Here is a 15,966-nt window from a genome sequence, read left to right as displayed (position 1 = left end):
TTTCCTTCAACCGTCCTACACTTTTATGTATATCTTTTTCTTATCCATCCAGTATACGATCAGCCAGTAGAACGCGATCATACATAGAGCGTATAACAACGAACCGTTTTTTGGGTTATCGGTAAACGATGTTACCGGCTTGCAAACATGTTCATAGAACCATGGAAACGCACTGGTGTAAATGCTTTTGCCATTCTCGTCCACATGATCTACCCAACGGAATAAAGGAAGCAATTTGGGCAGGAAGCCGCTCAAGGCAAAAACAAAAAGCGCATTCTTCCCGAATACATCAAAGAATTTACTCCAGGCTCCTTTGGCCCCTCTGAATTCGATAGCATAGATCAGCACAGAAAGGACCATGATTGCGAGCCCTGTTGTATACAGCACGTAAGAGCTGGTCCATATCTTTTTATTGATCGGGAAAGTCATATCCCACACGAAGCCTCCGAAAACAAGCAGGGAACCAAAAACGAAGAGGCCAGACAGCATTTCAAAGGTTTTACCTTTTTGCTGGATATAATTCCCCACCAGGAATCCGAAGATCACCTGCACAATGGCTGGTAAAGTGCTGGTCAATCCTTCCGGATCGAAAGGCACTCCCTCACCCTTATACATATGCGCAATGCCAAGAATGTTTTTGTCTATCTGGGTACCAAAATACCCATTCAAACTGTAAGGGTCTCCTGTAGCTCCAAGGAACAGGGTGAGCAGCCAGTATAACAATAAAATAATAATGCTGATTATGATTGCTCCGCGAAGCTTCAGGAAGTAAACGATCAGTGAAGCGCAAAGGTAGCAGATCGCTATACGTTGAAGTACGCCGAGGATCCTGATCCCGCTTTCCGGATTAGTGGGGTCTGCCCAATGTTTGAAGACCAGTGATCCGTCGCTCCATTTGATAAACGGGCTCCAGTTGAGGAACAATCCTATAGCGAAGATCAGTAGACTTCTTTTGATCACTTTTTTTAGAAATACCGGCGTGCCCGCGGCCTGGAGCCGGGGCAAAACGAAAGCCATGGCATTGCCTACGGCAAATAGAAAAAAAGGAAATACAAGATCAGTGGGCGTGCATCCATGCCAGGGAGCGTGGGCAAGCGGACCGTAGAGATGGCTCCAGCTGCCTGGATTGTTCACAAGGATCATGAACGCAACAGTGGCGCCACGGAATACGTCGAGGGAATAGAAGCGTTGGTTCAAAACAGTAGATTTTCAGGGGATTAAAGATAGGGATTTACCAAGAGTATTGAATAGGCCGGCTAAATCAGATCTGCATTTTAAGAATCTTGGCAGATGTTTTGTAGTATGGGTGGTTCTGTGACTGAGGAAACATTTTTCTTAATTGAGAAATAATGGATTAGCTTTTTTTCTTGAGGGGAAACACATTAAAAATCCACTATATTTGCAGCAAGCATATAGAATTGCCCTTGTATGGAAGTACCAGGCAATCAGGGTGTGGAATGGAAACTTAAATTACTTCCTACAATATGCCATTAATCATGAAACACAATCCTTTGAAGAAGCACGTTAAGTACTTTTTTAATTATAAATAATATTGGAAGGGTGTAAAAGAGTGTGATACTACTCTTTTGCACCCTTTTCGCATTGTGTTTGGATTAAAGAAGGATTGCGGAAACGGGTATAAATCAATCAGTTACTAAATAGGATTGTGACTGAGAAGGCGAAGCTATGTAATATGGTCAAATGATAAGGGTAGCAATTTTCAATTGAACATGGATTTTTTTGCACACGAGACAGTTGTTATTGATTCAGGGGCCACTATTGGAAAGGGCACCCGGATCTGGCATTTTTCGCATGTTATGTCAGGTGCAGTGATTGGAGAGAATTGTAACCTGGGTCAGAATGTAATGGTAGGGCCAGGAGTAGTATTGGGTAATAATGTAAAGGTGCAGAACAATGTATCCATATATACAGGGGTTATATGTGAGGATGATGTATTTCTTGGGCCATCCATGGTTTTTACTAACGTTATCAATCCACGAAGCGCCATAATACGTAAACATGAATACCAACAAACGTTGGTTAAGAGAGGAGCTTCTATTGGAGCGAATGCTACGATAATTTGTGGGCATATCATTGGTGAATTTGCTTTGATAGGCGCTGGAGCAGTGGTCACCAGGGATGTTAAGTCATATGCTTTGGTTGTTGGGAATCCTGCCCGCCAAACTGGCTGGGTAAGTGAATACGGCCACCAATTGAGTTTTGATGTAATGGGATTATCCGTCTGTCCTGAGAGCGGACAACAGTATACGCTTTCGGGCGACGAGGTTTACAAGCTTGTTTAAGATAGTATTACAGGTGATAATGGAAGCTGCAGATGCAATAAGAAAATGGTATGCAATATATACCAAACCCCGCTGGGAGAAAAAGGCGAATCGCCTTCTTCAGGAGAAAGGTATTGAGAGTTATTGCCCTCTGAACAAGGTTTATCGGAAATGGAGTGACAGGATGAAAGTGGTGGAAGAGCCTCTGTTCAAATCGTACATTTTTGTAAGGGTAACTGAAGAGGAAAAGGTGCCTGTGAGAATGACAGCGGGTGTAATGAATTTTGTATATTGGCTAGGGAACCCCGCTATTGTAAAGGATAAGGAAATTGAAACGATCAAATTATTCCTGGAGAATTATAGGGAGATTGAAGTGATCCCTGTTACATTAAAGCCAGGGCAAGAGATAAGTATCCCCTCTGGAATATTTATGGGAGAGCGTGCCAGGGTTGAAAATGTAAAAAAGAATTATGTGATCGTTACCATCAAGAGTCTGGGGTATCAGTTAAAGGCCAGATTACAGCACGTCAAAGCGCAGCGTAGTAAGAAATGAAGTTAGAATAGGAAAGCCAATTCAGTAATCGTAAAATCATAGTATGCATCATCGCTTAGTTCTTTTTTTGTTAGTTGTGGGTATTGTGATCATTGGAACTTCATGTGGGTCTTCGAGGAAATCATATAATCAGGCTTTATATTTCAGAGATTTAGATGACAGTCTGAGTCGGTTGGCTCCGCAAAATTTTGAACAAAGATTCCAACCCGGTGATATCCTTTATGTAGGTGTGTCTACCCCAAATGAAAAAATGGCTGCCATCCTGAATCAGCCAGTTTCGATGCCTGTAGTTTCTCCGGGAGGTGGCGCCTTGGGATACCTGGTAGAGAATGATAGCATGATCACATTTCCGCTACTTGGGAAAATAAAAATAGCGGGAATGACCAAGAATGAGGTAACCAGAGAGCTTACAGAGAAGTTGCGTTATCATGTGGATTCTCCTATAGTGACTGTGAGACTATTAAATTATAGAATTACAATCCTGGGTGAGGTTGCAAGGCCGGGAACGATTAGTATTCCGAATGAACGAGTAAGTATTTTAGACGCACTTGGCCTGGCCGGAGATCTTACCATTTGGGGAATAAGAGATAGTGTAAGAGTGATTCGTCAGAATGAAGGCATGTTGCAGACTGGCTTTATTAACCTGAATAGCGGGAACTTTTATGATTCACCTTATTATTATCTAAAACAAAATGATGTAGTGTACGTGAAAATGCAAAAAAGGAAACTGGCTGCTACTGACCAGGTTACTTTGCGTAATATTTCAATTGGGTTAGGGATTCTGTCTACCCTTGGCCTGATTACCACTACAATCATCAATATCAGCAACAGATAATACAATAATTCTTTTATACTTACGCTATATTCATGAAAGTCGAACAAATAAACGATGGTCCTGTAAAGCGCGGCAGTAATGATTTTGCCAGCTTCAATATAAAAGAGTTGTTGACCAAATGCTATCATTACTTATGGCTGTTTATTCTGGTGCTGGCCATTTCCTTGTTTTGCAGCTGGCTGTATTTGCGGTATACTCCCCTACATATAGTGTTTCTGCATCACTGCTGATCAAGAGTGATGGTGGGCGCGGAGGTAACCAGGATATGTTCTCTGATCTCTTGTTATACAAAGAAAGCACCAACAAACAGAATGAAGTGGAGATACTGAAGTCAAGAACGATGATGATGCGTGTAGTTAGAACTCTCAACCTGCAATGTTCTTATTATGTTGTTGGGAATGTAAAAACGCCCAATATATACAAGGATTCTCCATTCGAATTACAATTGATTCCTCCTTTTGATAGCGCGCGTTCCATGACCCTTGAAGTCCATAAAGTGGGTAAGGATGTCTTCAGGCTGGGAGAAAATCAAAAGGAATATCACTTTGGGGAGATCATTACTGTCGGTGAACGTAAGGTGATGCTGGTACAACGTGAAAGTCGTTATTCTTCGGAAGAATATCAGGATTTTATTGTGAAATGGCAACCTGTTGAGCAGGCTGCATTGTCTGTACTTGGGAGGTTGGAAGTTACAGGAACGGCAGACCTGTCGAATGTTCTCAAACTAACTTATGTTACTGAGAACCCCAGGCTTGGTGCTGATATCATCAATACGCTCATGAATGAATATAGTGAAACTGGAGTTGAAGATAAGAATCAAACAAATCGCAAAATCATTTCGTTCATAGACGACCGTTTGAGATTTGTTGAAATACAACTTGACAGCGTTGAGAAAGACCTGCAACTGTTCAAAACAAACCGGCAGGTGATTGATCTCTCCACCCAGTCGAATGTGTATTTCAATAATCTGAATGAAATGACCAAAGGCATTCAGCAACAGGAATTACAATTTCAGGTTATAGAACTGGTGGAAAATTATTTACGGGATTCTACTCATAATCTGAGCCTGGTGCCTTCTACCCTTGGATTGGAAGATAAAACACTGTCAGATCTCACTTCTAACTATAACCAATTATTGGTCAGCCGTAGTACGGAGTTGCAAACCGGGGCTACGATCAACAGTCCGGTCATTAAAGCTATAGACCGAAATATCGATGATGCAAGACAAAAACTCTTAAGGAACCTGGTCAATATTAAAACCGTTTACAGGAATGCAATTACTGCTATGCAATCCCAGAACAAAGACTACCAGAGCCAATTGGCTTCAATTCCTGAAAAGGAAAGGGAAAGCAGGGAGAAAGCCAGGCAACAGGAGATAAAACAAAACCTGTACCTATACCTCTTACAGAAGAAAGAAGAATCGGGCATAGCGCAGGCATCCGTAATTCCCGATTCAAGGGTTATTGATGAGGCTTTGAACTCCGGCGCACTGGTAAGCCCCAATTCAGTTCGAATTTACCTGATTGCTTTGCTTATAGGGCTAATGATTCCTGTGGTCATTATTTATTCCATTGAGCTTCTTAATGATAAAGTCACAACCCGTTCTGATATTACTAAAATCACTGATGTTCCAATTGTGGCTGAAGTTGGCCATAGCAATGAAAAGAATGTGTTGTTGTTTCCAGGAAACTCAAGAACCGTTGTGGCTGAGCAGATTCGCATATTGAGAAGTAATCTGAGGTTTTTATTCCTGGACAGGCCCAAACAAAATACTATTCTGGTAACGTCTTCTTTTAGTGGAGAGGGTAAATCCTTTATTTCTATAAATTTAGGCGCGGCAATGGCTTTATCGGGTAAAAAAACCGTGATTCTCGAGTTTGACCTCAGAAAACCTAAAATCGTTGAAGGGTTAGGGTTACCCAAAGGTCAGGGACTTACCAATTATCTGATTGGCAGCTCTAATCTCGCACAATTGCCTCAGGCCGTACCTTCGATTGAAAATCTATATGTAATTCCTTCAGGGCCCATTCCTCCCAATCCATCTGAAATTCTATTGTCAGAAAAAATGAGTGAGCTTTTCAACTGGCTGCACGAGAATTTTGATGTTGTTGTTATTGACACTGCACCGGTGGGTCTCGTAAGTGATTCTATGTCGTTAGGTCAATATGCAGATGCTACCTTATACCTGGTTAGACAACGCTATACTCATAAAAAGCAATTGCAGTTCATTCAGGAACTTTATATAAAGAAAAGTTTGCCCAATATCGGTCTGGTGATAAATGACGTGATATCTAAGGGCGCAAAAAGTTATTACGGTTATGGTGGCGGTCGATATGGCTACGGTTATGGTTATGGTTATGGAGCCCATAACGGTTATTATGAAGATCATAATTCGGAATACTGGGGTAAATTGAAGCGAATGTTCAGCAAAAAGAAATAGTTGACAGGCTCCCATTATTCTATTATTATACTATTGCCAATAAGGCTCAAAGGACAATATGAAAACTACTCAGGAACTGACAGAGGATCGTTGGGATATAGTAATTGAGCCTAAATCCCGCCTGTTAAAGTTAAATCTCGGAGAAGTATGGCGCTATCGTGATCTGCTGCTATCATTTGTACGTCGTGATTTCGTAGCGCAGTTCAAACAAACAATTCTGGGCCCGGTATGGCATCTGATTCAGCCCATCCTGACCACCGCTATGTTCTTACTGATCTTCTCCCGTATTGCGAGGATATCTACAGATGGGATAGAACCAAAGGTTTTGTTCTACATGAGTGGGATCATTATCTGGAACTATTTTGCGGCCTGTTTGACCAATACTGCCAATACTTTTGTTGCTAATGCAGGAATCTTTGGTAAAGTATATTTCCCGCGACTTGTTCTACCACTTTCTGTAGTTCTTTCCAATATCATTCGGTTCGGTATCCAGTTTCTGTTGCTACTGGCCACCATGATCTTCTACGCATTTAAAGGATATCCAATCTATTTAAGTTTCTACTGGTTGCTTATCCCTGTATTACTCCTTATGATGGCGGGGATTGGTCTCGGACTGGGGATTATCATTTCTTCATTAACAACCAAATACCGGGACTTTGCTGTATTACTGACTTTTGCTGTTCAGCTTGGCATGTACGCAACGCCGATTGCATATCCCTTATCATATCTGGAAGGTAAAAGCTACAAAATGTTGATATCATTAAATCCTATTACTCCCCTGGTCGAAACTTTCCGGTATTCCTTATTCGGAAAAGGAACTTTCGATCTTAACAGTCTTGGATATAGCTTTGCGTTTATGCTGGTTGTGTTGGTAACCGGAACACTTATCTTCAATAAAGTTGAGAAAAACTTTATGGATACAGTTTAAAGGTCCGGGATGTCTCTGAACTCCTTCAGGTCAATGATGAAATGTATTATTTACACGAGGAAAAAATCAAATAATGAGTGATATTGCTATAGAGGTACAGCATTTATCCAAACAATACCGGCTGGGAAAGATTGGTACGGGCTCTTTTGCTCACGATGTTAACCGCTGGTGGCATAAGGTTCGCGGGAATGAAGATCCTTATTTGAAAATTGGTGAAACCAACGATCGGAGTGTGAAAGGTGAAAGCGATTATGTTTGGAGTTTACGGGATATCAGTTTCAATATTCAACGTGGAGATGCAGTGGGAATAATCGGAAGGAATGGAGCCGGGAAAAGCACACTTTTGAAGATATTATCGAGGGTTACTGCTCCAACACAGGGGCGTATCAGAGCGAAAGGCCGGATCGCCAGTTTGCTGGAAGTGGGAACAGGCTTTCATCCTGAGTTGACTGGCCGCGAAAATGTATATCTGAATGGCGCTATTTTAGGAATGCGAAAAAAGGAAATAGCTGCCAAATTTGATGAGATTGTGGCATTTGCTGGTGTAGAAAGATATATTGATACCCCGGTAAAAAGGTATAGCAGCGGAATGTACGTACGACTTGCTTTTGCAGTTGCTGCCCACCTGGAAAGCGAGATTCTCATAGTAGATGAAGTACTTGCTGTTGGCGATGCAGAATTTCAGAAAAAATGTATGGGCAAAATGCAGAATGTGAATCAGAATGAAGGGAGAACTGTCCTCTTCGTAAGTCATAACATGAATGCCATTAACAGGCTATGCAATTCTGGTATCATCCTGTCCAATGGTACTCTGTTCCACCAAGGTAATGTGCAGGATGTGGTGCAACGCTATCTGAGTAATGAACTGTCGCAAAAGAAGAGCTACGCAGAGTTTGTACTAAAAGATCATGCTGATGTTCAAATTGTGAAGGCGTTTCTGGTAAACCGGGCAAGTAACATTCCTATTGAACAGTCAGTATCCTCCAGTGATAACGTAGACCTCATGATCCATTATAATGTAAATATTGAGATCAAAAACCTGCACCTCTCTTTCTATATAAAGAATAGTCACGACGAGATTGTATTTTTTTCTGACCTCACCGATAGTTACGGAAGTTATATCAAGGTTAGTCCGGGTAATTATAAAGTAAGGCTGCAGATTCCCAATCCTTTACTAACTCCCGGACAGTATTCTGTTAGTCTTGGTTGTGTAAATCAAGACAACCGGAATCCCTATCATGAGCTTGACGCATTGTTTTTTGAATTGGTAGAATTGAATAAGTTCAGGGCAAACCGTCCAGGCTACATTAATATTCCTTTACATTGGCAACTAGAACCAGTTTTGTAATGGACAACAATTTCGAAAAAGTAAGCTGCGCATTGTGCGGTCTCGAAAGCACCATCAATGTTACTAAAAAGGGGCAGTTTGGAATTCTTACTTATGTTTCCATTTGTAAGAACTGTGGTCTGATGTATTTGAACCCACGATGGACAAGTGAGAGGTATAAGCATTTTTACATACATGAATATGAAAAATATTATCCCCGCGTACCTGGCGTAAAGGAAAATGAATTTGCGAATATCAAGTTGATAGTAGATCGTATCAACCGTCACCATTCACTTCGCGTTTCTCCCGGACATGTGTTGGATATTGGTGTTGGATTCGGGGAATCACTGTTGTACCTGAAAAAGAATGTATACCAGCAGGCGGGTTATTCTGCTATAGAACCTTCCAAAGTCTGCGTGGATTATTTGCAGGAACAAGGTATCCAGGTGATTTCGAACAGTGTTGATACTGACTGGACCCATCCTTTTGAGCAGAAATTTGATCTTGTCATCATGAGGCATGTAGCGGAGCATTTGTTGCAGCCGGTTGATGCATTGAAAAAAATCGCAAAAGTACTTTCAGATCGCGGTATCTTATATCTCGCTGTGCCGGATGCTTATCACCCGGTGTTACCGCTCACCTCATATTATTTCAGAACTGTACATACTTATTATTTCAATAAGGATACTATCAGTGAATTAATGGAGCAATCTGGTTTGCAGATAGAAGTATTGCAGGATAACCAAAAGGGGGAATTGTACCTGATTGCCAAAAGAGCAACTGGAAAAACTGCTGTCAGGCACACAAAAGCTGGTTATTATAAACAATATTATACTATCCTGAAAGGGCTTGTAACAGAGAAGATAGGAAGCTATAGGAAGAATTTAATCTACAGGATGCGTAATATCAAAAAGTCTGCATCCGGAAGCAGGTAAAATCAATGGTCATGTCCAGAACATATATAATAGCAGAAATAGGTGTAAACCATAATGGGAACCTGGATCTCGCTTTACAATCAATTCAGGAGGCGAAGAAGGCAGGAGCCGATTGTGTAAAATTCCAGACATTCAAAGCGGAGCAGATCGTAACTCAGAATTCTCCCAAGGCAAGTTATCAGCTGGCGGTTACTGATCCGGGTGAGTCCCAGTTCTCCATGCTGAAAAAACTGGAATTGTCCTTCGATGATTATCGTGAACTATTGAAAGCCTGTAAGGCTGAAAATGTTGACTTTTTATCAACCCCTTATAATAAAGCGGATGTTGATTTCCTCGAAAAACTGGATGTAACGATGTATAAGATCGCATCTGGCCAACTTACCGAATTGCCTTTTCTCCGGTATGTGGCCAGAACAGGTAAGAAGATCTATCTCTCTACCGGTATGGGAACATTATCTGATGTATTCGACGCCGTGCAGGCCATCCGTGAAGAAGGAAACAATAATCTATGTGTACTCCAGTGTACTACCAATTATCCTTCAAAAATGGAAGATGCCAACATAAAGGCGATGTTGAGCATTCGGGAAGCTTGTAAAGCAGATGTAGGCTATTCCGATCATGTACCGGAGAACTATGCTTGCTATGCCGCTGTGGCGCTGGGCGCCGGAGTGATCGAAAAACATTTTACTCTTGACAAAAAAATGGATGGGCCTGATCATTCAAGTTCACTTGATCCATTGGAGTTTGCCGACTTGGTGAAAGGCATACGCGCCGTGGAAATGTCGTTGGGCGATGGAATCAAAAAACCTACAGAAGCCGAAAGAAAGAATATGTACGGCATGAAGAGAAGTCTGGTGGTGCTGAAAGATATGAATGCAGGCGAGGTATTGGAAGAGCAATACATTGGATTCAAAAGGCCGGCTAATGGATTGTCTCCAAATTACCTGGACAGTGTGATCGGCAAAAAATTATGTAAAGCGTTGAAGAAAGACGAACCGCTTCAAACAGACACGATCAATTGGTAATAGAATGCTTGAAGTACTTGAACTTTCGGGAGATGATACCAGGCACCTGGGTTTGTTACAGGACTTTTTGAATTCTGCAGGTAAGTCGCTTCTGACTTTTCGTTACTATAGTAAACGGCCCCTGACAGTAGTTGGACAGCATCTTTGCACTTTATTACTGATGTCTGATGAACAACCAGTGGCATATGGGCACCTTGACCGGGAAAATGAGAAAATCTGGCTGGGTATTGCAGTTGCTGAAGGGTACACCGAGAAAGGATTGGGGAGAAAAATGATGGACCAGCTCATCGGTAAGGCCAGACAAAATAGTTGGAGTGAGATCTTCCTTAGCGTAGATAAAAGTAACAGCGCCGCAATCCCGTTGTACCAGACTTATGGATTCACCATTGCCAGAGAACTGAACGAACAGGTTTATCTGATGCAATTAATACTTGACCGTGAATAATATTTTCATCAGTACCGTTGCTTTTGCCGGAATTGACATCGAAAAGGTCATTGAAACGGCATTGCAATATGGTCTGAACCTTGAGTTCAGTTCAGGGCTGCCGTACAATCCCGGCATGGGTGAGATCTTTATCAATGCTCCTGTCAAAAGACTCCCGCATAATTATTTTCCGGCTCCTGATACTCCATTTGTGTTGAATCTCGCGAGTAGCGATGAAAATATAAGGTTGCGATCGCTGGATATGTGCAGAAATGGTTTGATGCTGGCCCGGCAGGCCGGATCTGCTTTTTACGCAGCACATGCAGGTTTTTGTATTGACCCCCAACCCACGCAACTGGGAAAACAACTCGACATAAACCAGGTTTTCGATAGAAATATGCATTGGGGAATTTTTGCTGAATCTGTCAGGAGTATTCTGCAAACCGCTGATGAGTTGGAAGTTGATTTCCTCATCGAGAATAACGTGCTTGCTGAATTTAACCTTACCATCAGGAAGGAAAATCCATTATTTTGTTGTGATGCTGACGAAATGATCCGGTTAATGAACGAGGTGAATCATCCGCGTCTTGGGATTTTACTGGATACTGCTCACTTGAAAGTATCAGGCAATACGCTTGGTTTCAATTTCGTTAATGATTTCGGGAAAGCCGGACCATATATAAAAGCTATCCATCACAGTGACAATGAGGGAAAGATTGATAACAACCAGCCCCTCACCCTGGAATATTGGTGCGGCCCTCTTCTAAAAGAATACAGCCACATTACACAGGTCATTGAAGTGAAATCTTTGACCATAGAAGAGGTTCTTCAACAACAAAACCTATTAGAGAATTTTTTAACCGATGTGCATGAATATTAATATCCAGTCTTTTCTGCTTAACGAAGAGGCAACTCTTTTCGATGCACTCAAAGTCATCGATTCCAATGCCCAGGGTATCTGTTTTATCGTGGATGAACAGGGAAAGCTAACCGGGATCTTAACCGATGGTGATATCAGGCGGGCTCTACTTAAGTCCAATACTGTTGATACACCGGTAAAACTGGTAATGAATATGAATTTCAATGCTCTACCATTAGGTACTCCCGCAGAGCTTATCAACAGCGCACTGAATGATAAGATCAGACATATACCTCTTATTGATGAAGCCGGTAAACTGATTGATTTTGCCAGCAGATCCAGAACGAGAAGGATTCCGATCATGCAACCATCCCTTAGCGGCAACGAAGTAAAATATGTAACAGATTGCGTGCAAACAGGATGGATATCTTCTCAGGGTAGCTATGTAAAGCAGTTTGAAAAAATGTTTGCAGAATACTGTGGTGTGCCTTACGCATTGGCTTGTAGTAACGGTACCACAGCCCTCCACCTGGCGCTGGCAAGTTTGGGGATTGGACCGGGAGACGAAGTAATTGTACCTGATTATACATTCGCAGCTTCCATTAATGCAATTTTGTATACAGGCGCTACGCCTGTTCTGGTGGATATTGATCGTACTTCCTGGACCATCGATATCGATTCTGTCAAAACTGCAATCACAGATAAAACGAAAGCTATAATGCCCGTTCACATTTACGGTCATGTGTGTGATATGGATGCACTGACAAAGTTGGCTGCTATCAATAATATCCAAATTGTTGAAGACTGTGCCGAATCGCTGGGTAGCTTTTACAGGAAACAGGCCTCCGGTGTTTTTGGGGCTGTTGGTGCTTTTAGTTTTTTCGGAAACAAAACCATAACCACCGGCGAGGGAGGAATGCTGATATTCAAGGATAAAGAAACTTATGAAAGAGCTAGTGTTTTACGGGATCATGGCATGTCAAAAACGAAAAGATACTGGCATGATCATGTAGGATACAATTATAGGATGACTAACCTGCAGGCCGCAATCGGTGTGGCCCAAATGGAAAGGATTGAAGAGATTCTGCAATTAAAACGGAATATTGCCAAAACTTATAATAAAGCTTTCTCTCATTTCGAAGGGCTTCAATTGCATGGCGAAAAAAGTGAAACCATCAACAGTTACTGGTTATATACTATGATTGTAAATCCTGGTTTTGGTGTTACCAGAAATGAGATGATTGAAAGACTTTCCAAAAATGGTATTGAAGGCAGGCCAGCCTTTTATCCCTTGCATGAGATGCCGGTATACGCAAAGGAAGAATTTATCAGAGGTCGGGAATTCCCTAATAGTAAATATGTTTCGGAAAACGCCCTGAGCCTGCCTTCGTACGTTGATCTTACTGATGAAGAAATGTCAAGCGTTATCAAATCTGTTGAAATGGCTTTTGCAGTAAAGGCTATCAATATTGAATTGACTTAATTGTGAAAACATTAGCCATAATACCCGCCCGTGGTGGAAGCAAAGGTGTTCCGGGCAAGAATATCAAGCCTTTGGCAGGTAAACCCCTGATCCAATATACAATTGAAGCCGCAAGGGAAGTTTTTGCTGATGAAGATATCTGTATTTCCACAGATTCATCTGAGATCATACAGGTTGTACATTCACAAGGATTGGAAGTTCCGTTTGTAAGACCGGAGAACCTGGCTACCGATACCAGTTCCACCTATGATGTGCTGTTGCATGCATTGGAACATTACAAACAAAAGGGAAAGGAATACGATATAGTAGTGTTGTTGCAGGCCACTTCCCCTTTCCGAACAGGCGATCATATCCGCGAGGCTATCAGCTTATACAACCAGGAGGTAGAAATGATCGTGTCGGTGACCGAAACCTCCAGTAATCCCTATTTTGTGTTATTCGAAGAAGATAATGATGGATTTCTGCGCAAATCGAAAGAAGGAAAATTTTCTTCCAGGCAGGAATGTCCGAAAGTATGGGAATATAACGGGGCTGTATATGTGATCAATGCGGCTGCATTGCAAGAACGTTCTCACCTGCAATTCAGAAAAGTAAAAAAGTATATCATGAAGCATGAAGATTCCCTGGATATTGACACTCCACTTGATTGGGACTTTGCAGAACTGATGATGTCCCGAAGGAACATCCCCCAAATATGACCGGACAGAAAAAGGCAGGACTGGAACTAATGCAGGAAATGTATTCAGGCATTTCCACACAGTTGAAAAGGATTTGGAATAATCATCCATGGCCTATAATCCGTATACATGTACTCTATCTTTTTCATGTTTCAGTTAACGAAAAAGAAAAAAAGGATACGGGAATATCGCTGCAATACAAACATTACGGATTTTCCTTTAAGGATACACTCAGACTGGTTTACAGAGCTGCTCTCTTGCCTTTCCTGAGCTTGAAATACAAAAACAGACTGAATAAAAAAGTGCTGTTGACTGGCTTTTGGGAGCATGTTGGAAGCCATGGAAATATTTATGTACATCCCTGCCAGTTTGAATTGAATGGCCTCGTTATCGGCAATGAAATATGCTGGGTCAGTATGTCTGGGAAACCTGTTGATGATAATCCGCTGAATACATTATATGGCCATTTATATTATTTCGAGAAAATCTGGTTTAAGTGCAAGAACTTTTTCAATAGCGGACAAAACAGGATGGCATTCCAAAATGCCAAAACCGTCAGAGACTGGCTGGCAAAAAGGAATATTGCCGATGCTAACAGGGCAGGTCGGCTTATTTATGAAAATCAGATAGAACAAGAGGTCCAGTACAACACATTTCTTCGTCTACTGAAGATTACAAAACCCAGGCATATCTGGACCTATTGCTACTATGATAATAAGATCATGGCCCTGATCAGAGCTGCCAATACTTTGGATATTGGAATTACAGAGTATCAACACAGTGCGCAATACGACGATCATTTTGCTTATGCTCCATGGCCGGACATAGACCAATACCGAAATAACTTCCCTTCAACCTTCTGGCTTTGGCGCAACTCGGACGCCAATAGAATTGAGCAGAATTTTACGGGGCAGTCATTTAAGCCTGGTATTATCAGAGGCGGAAATATATTCCTGGCGCAGCAAAAAAAAGTCGACTCTTCTTCCATACATAATGAAAAGATCAATGTTCTGGTAACACTGCAGGGAATGTGGATTCCCGGCTTTTTAGAAAAGTTCATCAGCAACAGCAATAGCTATAAATGGTATTTTAGGCTACACCCGCGATATCCTCAGGATAAAGAAAAACTGCAGGAATTCAAACACCAATACCCTGAAAAGATCGAGATGGAAGAGGCGAATACACTTTCGCTTTATGACCTTTTTCAAAAGGTGCAATTTAATATCACCTCGTATTCAGGAACAGCCTTGGAAGCGCAGGCTTTTGGGATAAGGAATATCATTTATGGACAAGAAGGTTTCCTGGCATTTCGTCATTATATCGGGAATGGAGTATTCGATTATGTTGAAAGGGAAGAAGATATGAAAAATGCATTTACCAAATCCTTCGAAAGAGGCAATGCAGATTTTGATTCTATTCTGACTGACAGGGAATCCATTCGTCACCAATTGAATTTATTAGTTTCATGAGGAAACGCATCAAGGGGACAATCAAGAATATTTTACGTATCTCAGGCGTGGAAGTCAGGAGGGTATCCGGCGTGAAGAACAGTCAGCGGAAAAATATCATCGACTCTGTTATCAAGTATCCTGACCTGGTTGAATCAAGTGCTACCGTTCAATTCAGTGAACTGCAGGGAAAGATATCCATCGGCCCCCAATGCATTATCAACAAGGTCTTAATGAATGGCAACATTACTGTTGGAAGGAATACTACCATTAATGGGCCGGGTACTGAATTCTACTGCATTGAACATCCCATCGTTATTGGAAATTTCTGTTCTATTGCCAGAGGAACTGCCATTCAGGAGCATAATCATAATCTGAGAAGCATTACTACTTATTTTATCAGGCACCGGGTTTTTAGAGAACCGTATGGTATTGATGTTGTTTCAAAGGGGCCGGTTTCAATTGGTAATGATGTTTGGATTGCTACTCAGTGTGTAATTCTTACCGGAGTAACGATTGGTAATGGAGCAGTGATTGCGGCAAACAGCGTAGTTTCTTCGGATGTTCCACCGTATGCCATAGTGGGAGGAACACCGGCAAAAATAATTGGTTACCGTTTCTCAGAGGAAATAATAGAACGATTACAGCAGTTAAGATGGTGGGACTGGCCTGAAGAAAAAATTCTTGCCAATTATGATCTGTTTCATAACAGCCTGACACTCGAATCGTTCAATAACATCAAGTGAGGCA

Annotated in this window: 15 protein-coding genes; 14 read left to right on the top strand and 1 reads right to left on the bottom strand. The window is 41.7% G+C overall.

Features of this window, described 5'->3' with window-relative positions; genetic code table 11:
• Positions 1-15: 15 nt before the first annotated feature.
• Entirely contained in the window at positions 16-1,197 is a 1,182-nt protein-coding gene (locus FSB84_RS04865; RefSeq protein ID WP_130542632.1) for an acyltransferase family protein, read from the bottom strand.
• Positions 1,198-1,730: 533 nt separating this feature from the next.
• Here FSB84_RS04865 and FSB84_RS04860 point away from each other — a divergent pair.
• The 14 genes from FSB84_RS04860 (at position 1,731) to FSB84_RS04795 (ending at position 15,962) form a co-directional block, all read left to right on the top strand.
• Positions 1,731-2,303 carry an acyltransferase gene (locus FSB84_RS04860; protein ID WP_130542633.1) on the top strand — a complete coding sequence of 191 codons (573 nt, stop codon included), beginning with the start codon at positions 1,731-1,733 and terminating at the stop codon, positions 2,301-2,303.
• A 19-nt stretch (positions 2,304-2,322) separates the two neighbouring features.
• On the top strand, positions 2,323-2,835 hold the full coding sequence (locus FSB84_RS04855; protein WP_130542634.1) for a UpxY family transcription antiterminator: 513 nt from the start codon (positions 2,323-2,325) through the stop codon (positions 2,833-2,835).
• A gap of 43 nt (positions 2,836-2,878) precedes the next feature.
• Positions 2,879-3,670: a polysaccharide biosynthesis/export family protein gene (locus tag FSB84_RS04850; RefSeq protein WP_130542635.1), complete on the top strand. Its 792-nt coding sequence runs from the start codon at positions 2,879-2,881 to the stop codon at positions 3,668-3,670.
• 133 nt (positions 3,671-3,803) lie between these two features.
• Positions 3,804-6,110: a GumC family protein gene (locus tag FSB84_RS04845; RefSeq protein ID WP_158643783.1), complete on the top strand. Its 2,307-nt coding sequence runs from the start codon at positions 3,804-3,806 to the stop codon at positions 6,108-6,110.
• A 58-nt stretch (positions 6,111-6,168) separates the two neighbouring features.
• The gene (locus FSB84_RS04840) at positions 6,169-7,038 is read left to right on the top strand and encodes an ABC transporter permease (protein ID WP_130542637.1); all 870 of its coding nucleotides are present in this window, start codon (positions 6,169-6,171) and stop codon (positions 7,036-7,038) included.
• A gap of 73 nt (positions 7,039-7,111) precedes the next feature.
• On the top strand, positions 7,112-8,386 hold the full coding sequence (locus tag FSB84_RS04835; protein WP_130542638.1) for an ABC transporter ATP-binding protein: 1,275 nt from the start codon (positions 7,112-7,114) through the stop codon (positions 8,384-8,386).
• Positions 8,362-9,300, top strand: coding sequence for a class I SAM-dependent methyltransferase (locus FSB84_RS04830; RefSeq protein ID WP_130542639.1), 939 nt, complete (start codon positions 8,362-8,364; stop codon positions 9,298-9,300). The genes FSB84_RS04835 and FSB84_RS04830 overlap by 25 nt, the downstream gene beginning before the upstream one ends.
• Before the next feature lie 11 nt (positions 9,301-9,311).
• Positions 9,312-10,325 carry an N-acetylneuraminate synthase gene (neuB, locus tag FSB84_RS04825; RefSeq protein WP_207234293.1) on the top strand — a complete coding sequence of 338 codons (1,014 nt, stop codon included), beginning with the start codon at positions 9,312-9,314 and terminating at the stop codon, positions 10,323-10,325.
• Between the two features lie 4 nt (positions 10,326-10,329).
• Positions 10,330-10,770: a GNAT family N-acetyltransferase gene (locus FSB84_RS04820; protein WP_130542641.1), complete on the top strand. Its 441-nt coding sequence runs from the start codon at positions 10,330-10,332 to the stop codon at positions 10,768-10,770.
• Entirely contained in the window at positions 10,763-11,629 is an 867-nt protein-coding gene (locus FSB84_RS04815; RefSeq protein WP_130542642.1) for a sugar phosphate isomerase/epimerase family protein, read from the top strand. The genes FSB84_RS04820 and FSB84_RS04815 overlap by 8 nt, the downstream gene beginning before the upstream one ends.
• Positions 11,613-13,091, top strand: coding sequence for an aminotransferase class I/II-fold pyridoxal phosphate-dependent enzyme (locus FSB84_RS04810; protein ID WP_130542643.1), 1,479 nt, complete (start codon positions 11,613-11,615; stop codon positions 13,089-13,091). Before FSB84_RS04815 ends, FSB84_RS04810 begins: the two co-directional genes overlap by 17 nt.
• A 2-nt stretch (positions 13,092-13,093) precedes the next feature.
• A complete protein-coding gene (locus tag FSB84_RS04805) occupies positions 13,094-13,789 on the top strand; it encodes an acylneuraminate cytidylyltransferase family protein (RefSeq protein WP_130542644.1) in 696 nt (231 codons plus the stop codon).
• A gap of 509 nt (positions 13,790-14,298) precedes the next feature.
• On the top strand, positions 14,299-15,237 hold the full coding sequence (locus FSB84_RS04800) for a hypothetical protein (protein ID WP_130542645.1): 939 nt from the start codon (positions 14,299-14,301) through the stop codon (positions 15,235-15,237).
• Positions 15,234-15,962 carry a CatB-related O-acetyltransferase gene (locus FSB84_RS04795; RefSeq protein ID WP_225979977.1) on the top strand — a complete coding sequence of 243 codons (729 nt, stop codon included), beginning with the start codon at positions 15,234-15,236 and terminating at the stop codon, positions 15,960-15,962. Before FSB84_RS04800 ends, FSB84_RS04795 begins: the two co-directional genes overlap by 4 nt.
• Positions 15,963-15,966 lie beyond the last annotated feature (4 nt).

It is taken from the genome of Pseudobacter ginsenosidimutans (genome assembly GCF_007970185.1).
Classification (GTDB): domain Bacteria; phylum Bacteroidota; class Bacteroidia; order Chitinophagales; family Chitinophagaceae; genus Pseudobacter; species Pseudobacter ginsenosidimutans.
The sequence above is the reverse complement of the archived record's forward strand: the minus strand, read 5'-3'. Positions and strand labels throughout refer to the sequence as shown.

Coding starts and splice junctions, on each gene's coding strand:
- FSB84_RS04835 (WP_130542638.1), top strand. CDS start 7,112: ATGAGTGATATTGCTATAGAGGTACAGCATTTATCCAAACAATACCGG.
- FSB84_RS04800 (WP_130542645.1), top strand. CDS start 14,299: ATGGCATTCCAAAATGCCAAAACCGTCAGAGACTGGCTGGCAAAAAGG.
- neuB (WP_207234293.1), top strand. CDS start 9,312: ATGTCCAGAACATATATAATAGCAGAAATAGGTGTAAACCATAATGGG.
- FSB84_RS04820 (WP_130542641.1), top strand. CDS start 10,330: ATGCTTGAAGTACTTGAACTTTCGGGAGATGATACCAGGCACCTGGGT.
- FSB84_RS04860 (WP_130542633.1), top strand. CDS start 1,731: ATGGATTTTTTTGCACACGAGACAGTTGTTATTGATTCAGGGGCCACT.
- FSB84_RS04845 (WP_158643783.1), top strand. CDS start 3,804: ATGGCTGTTTATTCTGGTGCTGGCCATTTCCTTGTTTTGCAGCTGGCT.
- FSB84_RS04795 (WP_225979977.1), top strand. CDS start 15,234: ATGAGGAAACGCATCAAGGGGACAATCAAGAATATTTTACGTATCTCA.
- FSB84_RS04810 (WP_130542643.1), top strand. CDS start 11,613: ATGTGCATGAATATTAATATCCAGTCTTTTCTGCTTAACGAAGAGGCA.
- FSB84_RS04855 (WP_130542634.1), top strand. CDS start 2,323: ATGGAAGCTGCAGATGCAATAAGAAAATGGTATGCAATATATACCAAA.
- FSB84_RS04840 (WP_130542637.1), top strand. CDS start 6,169: ATGAAAACTACTCAGGAACTGACAGAGGATCGTTGGGATATAGTAATT.
- FSB84_RS04850 (WP_130542635.1), top strand. CDS start 2,879: ATGCATCATCGCTTAGTTCTTTTTTTGTTAGTTGTGGGTATTGTGATC.